The sequence below is a fragment of the Aneurinibacillus danicus genome (assembly GCF_007991215.1).
In the GTDB taxonomy this organism is placed as follows: Bacteria; Bacillota; Bacilli; order Aneurinibacillales; family Aneurinibacillaceae; genus Aneurinibacillus; species Aneurinibacillus danicus.
Genome location: NZ_BJXX01000218.1, coordinates 1 through 8,540 on the forward strand (window position 1 = coordinate 1; position 8,540 = coordinate 8,540).

At 43.4% G+C, this 8,540-nt stretch carries 3 protein-coding genes, 2 pseudogenes and 2 CRISPR repeat arrays; of the genes and pseudogenes, 1 reads left to right on the forward strand and 4 read right to left on the reverse strand.

The window, feature by feature from the left end; translation table 11 throughout:
• Positions 1 to 106 precede the first annotated feature (106 nt).
• Positions 107 to 295: pseudogene (locus ADA01nite_RS23220) on the forward strand (hypothetical protein); the annotation flags it as partial.
• Between the two features lie 65 nt (positions 296 to 360).
• Positions 361 to 1,133: direct repeats of the CRISPR family, unit length 30 nt; unit sequence ATTTCAATTCCTCATAGGTAAGCTACAAAC.
• Positions 1,134 to 1,287: 154 nt separating this feature from the next.
• Here the strand turns inward: ADA01nite_RS23220 and cas6 are convergent.
• From cas6 to ADA01nite_RS20750, 4 genes and pseudogenes are all read right to left on the reverse strand, one after another.
• Positions 1,288 to 2,046, reverse strand: a complete 759-nt coding sequence (cas6, locus tag ADA01nite_RS20735; protein ID WP_146812341.1) for a CRISPR-associated endoribonuclease Cas6 — start codon at positions 2,044 to 2,046, stop codon at positions 1,288 to 1,290.
• On the reverse strand, positions 2,031 to 2,897 hold the full coding sequence (locus ADA01nite_RS20740) for a WYL domain-containing protein (RefSeq protein ID WP_146812342.1): 867 nt from the start codon (positions 2,895 to 2,897) through the stop codon (positions 2,031 to 2,033). The genes cas6 and ADA01nite_RS20740 overlap by 16 nt, the downstream gene beginning before the upstream one ends.
• Positions 2,898 to 3,171: 274 nt before the next feature.
• Positions 3,172 to 4,373: pseudogene (locus ADA01nite_RS20745) on the reverse strand (transposase).
• 391 nt (positions 4,374 to 4,764) lie between these two features.
• Complete coding sequence (locus tag ADA01nite_RS20750) at positions 4,765 to 5,673, reverse strand: hypothetical protein (protein ID WP_146812343.1); 909 nt, start codon at positions 5,671 to 5,673, stop codon at positions 4,765 to 4,767.
• Positions 5,674 to 5,966: 293 nt separating this feature from the next.
• Positions 5,967 to 8,496: direct repeats of the CRISPR family, unit length 30 nt; unit sequence GTTTGTAGAATACCTATAAGGAATTGAAAT.
• Positions 8,497 to 8,540 lie beyond the last annotated feature (44 nt).

The following is an 8,540-nucleotide window of genomic DNA, read 5'->3' on the forward strand; positions in this document are numbered from 1 at the left end:
CCCCAATTAAACATAAAAGCAATAATAGAAATACGAGCGCCGCATAAATAACCAATCCATAATCCCCTTAGAAACTCCCCCTAGTCCATATCCTTAGAGCGACCTAAAAAATATACGGATGGCAAAATTGAAGCAAAAAATATCAGGCACATTCCGTAGCAAACGTGGTTCTCATACATTTTGTATCATACGCAGTTTCATATCGACGGTTAAAAAGCAGGGACGAAATATTTTATCTTCAATTGTAAAGGATTTTTTTATAGTCAGGATATGTAAATTATTTCCTAAAATTTAATGCAACGTTAGTGAGGTAAACTATAAATCTTACACACCGACAGCACAGGAGATTAAGGCATATTTGTTTCAATTCCTCATAGGTAAGCTACAAACTTGGTGGAGGGAGGATGATACCGGATGAACCCAATCCTATTTCAATTCCTCATAGGTAAGCTACAAACTCTAAGTCCTCAGATGAAGACAAGGATGAGGGTAAAGGATTTCAATTCCTCATAGGTAAGCTACAAACGTTTAAAGAAGTTGTTGAAGGGAATAAATCTGCAGAGATTTCAATTCCTCATAGGTAAGCTACAAACTTTCAGCGCAGCGTTTTCGTCTGGTGGACAAACGAATTTCAATTCCTCATAGGTAAGCTACAAACCTTATCATCACAAGGGGCGGCATTCGGAACCTCCTCTATATTTCAATTCCTCATAGGTAAGCTACAAACCCAAAGCGTTAGGGACAAGCCCGCAGCGACTTAGTGAGAATTTCAATTCCTCATAGGTAAGCTACAAACTGCGATGACCGGCTATTTTATTCACGATGAAGGGATGGATTTCAATTCCTCATAGGTAAGCTACAAACCAGCTTGATGTTTTGTTGTGCCCAGTACGTGTTGTACAATTTCAATTCCTCATAGGTAAGCTACAAACTATTCCGCTTCCGGCAAAGAAAACAAGCGAACAGCCGCATTTCAATTCCTCATAGGTAAGCTACAAACGCTTTAATCGAAAGATGATTTTTGACAGAGCAGTAGAATTTCAATTCCTCATAGGTAAGCTACAAACTCCATGTCGCATAATGTACGCGCCTGTTATTCCGCGATTTCAATTCCTCATAGGTAAGCTACAAACCCATCAAAGCAGCGTCCTATCAACACTTCTAGCATGCCACACCTCGCTTCCATTTTCAAGAAAAAACTCGTAAACTCTTGATATATCTGTATTTCATCTGTCGTCGATCTCCGGTGTTTTTTACACCACTGAAGATCGACGACAGACCCATTTTTTACTGCCTCGAACCAGAAGGTGAATATACCTCCACTAGACCGAATCCGTGCGCGTTTTTCCCGCCGACACCGCTCTGATAGGCCAGCCTCTTCAGCTCCGGATTTCCGCTCAGACGGAACGTACCGTGCCAGGCTTTAATAATAATTCCCTTGTACTGCACCGTTCGCTGCCGACGCGAAGCAGAAGAGCCGACCGGCTGTATCCGGAAAGGCTGGCCGGTGAAATCACCGAGACAGAACGCCTGTGCCTTCTTTATCAAATTCTGTTGAATCAACTCCGAGAACTTCCGGTCCTGCGGATCATAGTAGTGTGTCACTTTCTTTCCTTCCGACGTATACAGCGTGGAATAGATCGTAATCGGTGACAGTGTGCGAACCGTCATATCCTCCGTAAAAACCGGCTCTTTCACTCGCTCTACTTTTTCTACACGAACTGGCGTCCCCATGAGATGAAACTCTTTTCTTTCCTCCAGCGAGGCCATAAGCATGTGAACAGGCAGTTCCCAGCATGAACTGATAGAAAAGGTCACCGGAGAGGTAAACGTCAGCCGGTGCCCCTGCACCCGGTACGCCCCCTGCAGCCAGGAATAACAGAGCGGCTTGAAGCGGGCGTTCTCAAATGAAAACCCCTGATTATGCAGGAAGTGCTGCAGTTCTTTATCCCCGATCATCCGGTACACCATCGCCTGCAGGGCCTGCTGGTAGGAAATAGGTAGCGAAAGGGCATCTTCAAAAGCAAGGGTCACTCGGATACGCACAGGTCGACGCCTCCTGTCTCTTCCGTATAACGGGCAAGCGCACGGGTCGCTGTATCTCGCATGCGCACCCTCATGTCCTCCGGCGCAAACACACGAATGCGTTTGCCGAGAAAGCGGATGCGGGAGAGGATGTATTCCTTCTCGTCTTCCAGGTAATACACATGAATGGTATACGTATCGGTGTCTTTCACGTATGCCACCTCTTTTTCAAAGCAGGAAAACATGTAAAAAATGCGTCTGCGTTCCCCGTTATATTCCGGCACGATTTGTATCTGAGCCTGCCGGCGCTTTTGCTGGAAAAGGGTACGGATTTCTTCCAGACGGCGCTCATCGCAGGCGGAGGAAAGCGAAACATTATCCTGAAGCGACAGCGGCGTGCTGATAATCGGCTGCTCGCCCGGCTCCTGCGGAAGCCAGAGAAGATACCACTCCCGTCTAACCGTGGAAACCTCGAGCCGGTAGGCAATGCCCTCGCAATCCGTCATAGCAAGGCCAGCCCGGGTACGGTAGGAGAGACGAATCCCTCTTCGCTCTGCCAGTGCCTGGCGCAGTGTGCGTGTGTGTTCATACCATGTTCCAGATGCGGGAGCCAGGTCGTGATGTGGCTTTCCTTTTTCGAGGACCTGCCGGCTCGCCTGCAGCGGCTCGTACCCGCCCAGCGGTTCAAGCAGGGTATCGCGGATGTGTGGGGAGAGGAAGTGTTCTGCTTCCGGTGCAAGTAGAATCCCTTTCAGCCATCGCTTCTCCTGGACCGTAATCGGAAAGAGAGAGTTGCCGTTCTGTTCCGCATAATCAATCAGAGCCTGGCGGAGTTCGTGGTTATGTACTTTTTCAAAGAACGTCGTATTCATGCCGCAATGCCTCCCACTCCTGTTTTATCTTCTGTCGTAACTTATCGGGCGCCAGGACTTCCGCGATCGGGCGAAACTCCGGATCCATGGCTTCATTTCGTTGACCTTGCTTACGGTAATATCCATAAATGAGCATTTTGCAAAATTAGATTTTTAGTAAAAAGAGTTTTAAAAGAAACCCAAATAAATTGGGGTATTTTGTATCTTTGGTTTACAAATATTCTGTTTGTCCTTTTTTGGGCATACTTGCAGAATTTTTCGCTTTAAAAATTTTTTAAGCGGTTTGTTGCTTTTTACTCTCTTTTGCCATTGCGAGAGCTGAAACCAGTAATACGATGGCGTTCAAGTAAATATGAGTTTTTACTTTATCGATTCCCCACACATGCAGGGAGTTCGTTGTAAGATAACTTTTCATTCTTGAATTGCACCGTTCTACACTGGTTCGCTCATTGTAAAGTTCTTTCCAACGTTTGGAATCGCGGTGTGGATTAGAGTATCGGCGAAGATCCTTATTCACGTTAATTTTTACTACCATTCCATAGTTGGAGGATGAACAGGCTGCCATTCCTAATGGGCAATCCACTTTTCCGGTTGCGTGTGGACATCTGAATTTGAGCTGGTCCTTATTGGCTCCCCAATAAGTCATTTCGTACCCCATAGAACAGCGTGGGGTTCCATTGGAGGCAATTCCTTCGGGAGGCTCCTTTTCATTACGCAAATTGAGTGGGATAATAGCTTGAGCCCCGATGTTCTTGGCGGATTCGTAGTTTTTAAGCTGGTCGTACCCACCATCCATTATCAGGAAATCAATTTTAGAGTTTGTACAACTCTTTACTTGTTCAATTCATTGTGGTGCGACATCCCCATCGTTGATATGAGCAGGGGTTACTTCAATCGCCATTGGTAATTCACTTTTGGTGTCAACGGAAAGATGCATCTTATAGCCAAACCAAGTAATTTTATTACCGAAGGAATCAAACTTTGCCCCCCAATTGGCGTTGCCTGTTTGTTCACTTCGCTTTTTAGGCTGCTTCTTTTCGTAAGCATCAATGGCGGCACTGTCGATAGCCTGATGTTTTCCATCAATTACTCCTTCCTCTTGAGCTAACTGGACGAGATCTTGAAAGATTCTTTTCACGAGTCCAGTTTTGGTTAGTGAAGAAAATACTCGGCTAAGAGTAGAGATGGATGGTGCAGGCCTGCTAATATCTAAACCACATTGGTAACGAAAACGCAGGTCATTTTTCAATCGATTGTGAAGAGAAGTAAAAGTATCAATACCTTCTAATGGGGCAGCGATAGAGCCCTTAATATCCCTTCTTTGGAATGTCCTTCAGCCCCTTGGGGTGAAGAACTTTTCAATTGTTTAGCATAAGGACGCAAATCTAGAGCACTAAAAAAGATCGGTAATTTCTCTTTTGACTCTAAAATTTGCAATTCTTCAAAGGAAAATAGACTTTCTTGTAGAATATACAAAGTGACTTCCTCCTTGTGGATTTTTGTGGTTTGGTCACTTCAAAATTCTACAAATAAGGGGTGAAGTCCTTTTTTAATGTATAGGAAAGTATATTTCGCTTTACAGCGATAAAGTGAAATGTATTTTCCCTCCATTCGTAAGCAAGGAAAAACACGCGAGGCGTGTGCCGACCGTTGCTTTTTCCGTGTGGAGCGTGTGACCCTTAAGGGAGAGAAAGACCGGCAATTGTCTCCCTCCTCGAGGTACCCGGATGTTTTGCCGGTCCGACCGAAGGGCCACAAAGCGGCCGCTTGTCTTCTGTGTGAAAAAAGGACGAGCGGCACCGCCCGCGAGTTTTTCTTATGCTTTAGAAAACCTTATGGCTTTTGGGTTGAAAAATGTGCAAAATGCTCAAATAAAAAAGTCGTCTCCCTCTTCCACGATGGTCCCGTGCTGGCCTTCGCGCCGTACACGTTCGCGAATGAAATTAAAGCTTCCGGATACGGCGTCAAAATAAAATTTAATCCGCACCTTTGTCGGTCTGCCGCCGCTCACACCCCAGCCTATCGCAAGCTCCTGTTCAGCCCGCGCCAGGCAGGAGAGAAACCAGTCTTCGGGAACCGGATCCCCCGGTGTGATATCCATTATGTTTTCGACAAGCATCCGGTGCAGGTGTCCGGACGGATAATTGGCAGCCAGCAGATACCCCAGAACCGACAGGAGGCCGGTGTTTGCCTGATAGTCAACGTAGTGGTACATTTCCAGTAATTCTTCGGCTGTAAGAGCATCGTATACATCGCATACCGGATAATAGGTATCGTCTTCTTTTTTCTCGAGCACGCCGATGTCTTCAAGATAGCGAAGGTAGCTCAACACGGCTGTTCTTTCGACAGGCTCAATATGTTCGACCCGATCCTGCTTCCTGCGTTTCCAGTTTTCTTCGTCGGTCTTTTGGTCGATCGCCGCCATAAAATCCTCGATGGTGGAGCCTGGCTCTTCAAACAGGTTCGAAATGACCTGAAGAAGGCGGCTTTTTTCTTTGGTGCGCAGCATTTTGAGACGGTAGAGAAAAAGAAGAGAGTTGCCGGTGGATTCATAGTGCCGGTGTTTGAGTGAGAAGAAGAGGCGCCGGCCGCGGTTGGCCACAAAGGTACCGGGTGCGGTCTGTTCGCTCATATCGCGCAGTTCCCGGATGGCTTTGTCTAGGGTGTGCGGCGAGATGCCGAGCAGCACGGCGAGTTTCTGGCGGTCATAGGCGCTTCCATCGAGAAAGAGCGCGCGCAGCAGCTCCTGAAATTTTTTGAAGTCTTCTTTTGTCATGGTGTTTTTCTCCCGCTTTTTTCTCTTATTATACCGCGTTTCCTAATTGTGGTAAGAGTCGATATAGTGAAGAAGAAAAAGAGGAAACGGGATGATTTTGAGAGAATTTGTATACTAGAGGGAAAATGCTTACTGTGCAGCGGAGAATGTGTCGTCGGTCATCGGTCGTGCAAAAAAGGCGGGGGATCGACGACAGGGAAAAGGCAGGAATAGCAAGGCATTGCGCTTTTTTTCTTGAAAATGGAAGCGAGGTGTGGCATGCTGGAAGTGCTGGTATGATGCTGTTTCGGTGGGTTTGTAGAATACCTATAAGGAATTGAAATCCGGGATGGGTGCAACGTTCATTGTGTCCATCCTTATTGTTTGTAGAATACCTATAAGGAATTGAAATCGAAATCCCAGACGGACCAACGCGCAAAGCAGTTGCGTTTGTAGAATACCTATAAGGAATTGAAATCTCATGAGGAGTGGATGCGCTATATTGACCCACATATTGTTTGTAGAATACCTATAAGGAATTGAAATTTTTCTCATGTGCGCGTAAACCTGTCACTGAATATGAGTTTGTAGAATACCTATAAGGAATTGAAATTTTGGGTACAATTGACGTTCGACAATACAGGGATAGTTTGTAGAATACCTATAAGGAATTGAAATCCCAACCTTCAGTGGAAAACATGGGTACGTCTGGCGCTCAGTTTGTAGAATACCTATAAGGAATTGAAATGGAGACGAACTGTTCGCTGAGATGGTATCAGACATCAAGGTTTGTAGAATACCTATAAGGAATTGAAATTGCGGATAAGGAGGTTTTAGGCTTGGGTGAGGAAACGGTTTGTAGAATACCTATAAGGAATTGAAATTGAAATGGTCAATTGTTAACTGGTCCTCTTGAAGGTCAAGTTTGTAGAATACCTATAAGGAATTGAAATGCTTTTGAATATGCTTGCTCTAATGCTCTTTGTTTACGTTTGTAGAATACCTATAAGGAATTGAAATTCATGTTTTTTTCTAGTTAATTTGGTTGAACGTTTGCTGTTTGTAGAATACCTATAAGGAATTGAAATGTTGTGATACAGACATTGTATATTTTTCTCAGATACTGTTTGTAGAATACCTATAAGGAATTGAAATTTTGAAGACATCGTTTAAATAGTCTCCTTCCTCTTGAAGTTTGTAGAATACCTATAAGGAATTGAAATTTTTCGACAAATATCGACAATAGACTGGTAAAACCGTTTGTAGAATACCTATAAGGAATTGAAATCGGTTGGCATCCATTTGCCGATACTCTTGCAGAAAAACAAGTTTGTAGAATACCTATAAGGAATTGAAATAAATACTCAACTGCTTGTTCCGCCGTTTCTGCGGCAAGTTTGTAGAATACCTATAAGGAATTGAAATACCACTTGCGTATTCCGTTTAACTTCTTATTTATAGGTTTGTAGAATACCTATAAGGAATTGAAATGCGTAAGCAAGTCCTGATAGCGATAGATGTCATATGTTTGTAGAATACCTATAAGGAATTGAAATGCATGAGAGTAGCGTGTGTGTGGCGTAAATCGTGGAATGTTTGTAGAATACCTATAAGGAATTGAAATCCAAATCCAACCTCAGTTGGAAGGGAGGCAGATAAATTGTTTGTAGAATACCTATAAGGAATTGAAATTTGCGCTGGTTTGTAGATAATTAGTGCATCTTCGTAAGTTTGTAGAATACCTATAAGGAATTGAAATTGAAAATCTTGAGTTGAAATTCAGACCATTCCAGCAGTTTGTAGAATACCTATAAGGAATTGAAATCTTCCATTCTGACATAGAAAAGGAGGTCACAGAATGTGTTTGTAGAATACCTATAAGGAATTGAAATTGCACCGTAACTGTGGGTTAGGTCTGTCGGATGCATGGTTTGTAGAATACCTATAAGGAATTGAAATTCATCCCCTTGCTAAAAAAATAACCCTGCGTGATGCTTGTTTGTAGAATACCTATAAGGAATTGAAATTCCGATTGGCCAGTACAATGAATCGAAGAAGCGCTGGAGTTTGTAGAATACCTATAAGGAATTGAAATCGTTATGTATGCAGACAATCTTCTAAAACAAACGAAAGAGTTTGTAGAATACCTATAAGGAATTGAAATCGATATCTTGGCATGCTCATTCTCCTTTTCCGTCATCCGTTTGTAGAATACCTATAAGGAATTGAAATCGACATAGAAGAACTAGCATCTATCGGTATGGTTGGCGTTTGTAGAATACCTATAAGGAATTGAAATTACGCGAGTGAAACAAAGAGTATACAAGATTTTTTTGGTTTGTAGAATACCTATAAGGAATTGAAATTGATCGGACGCTGTTTGTTGACCAATTGATTACAACAAAGTTTGTAGAATACCTATAAGGAATTGAAATTGCGTTGGGGACTGCGCCTGCGCCCGGAACATTCCGCTAGTTTGTAGAATACCTATAAGGAATTGAAATTCAACACTAACCAATAACTTCACAATTCCATTTTGCCGTTTGTAGAATACCTATAAGGAATTGAAATTCGCCGTAAACGGAGCATCTAGCGGTTCGGTATCATGGGGTTTGTAGAATACCTATAAGGAATTGAAATCTCGATATCTGTAGCGCGTGTGGTGCGGCTGCTCTCGGTTTGTAGAATACCTATAAGGAATTGAAATTCGCAGAGGCGAAAGCAGAGTCTTACAAAGCCCCTTATAGTTTGTAGAATACCTATAAGGAATTGAAATATCACAATGGTATGGTAAAAAGGATAAGGATGTAACAAGTTTGTAGAATACCTATAAGGAATTGAAATTCTCCTTTGCAAAGCCATCCCGTTCCGACCGGCCAAGTTTGTAG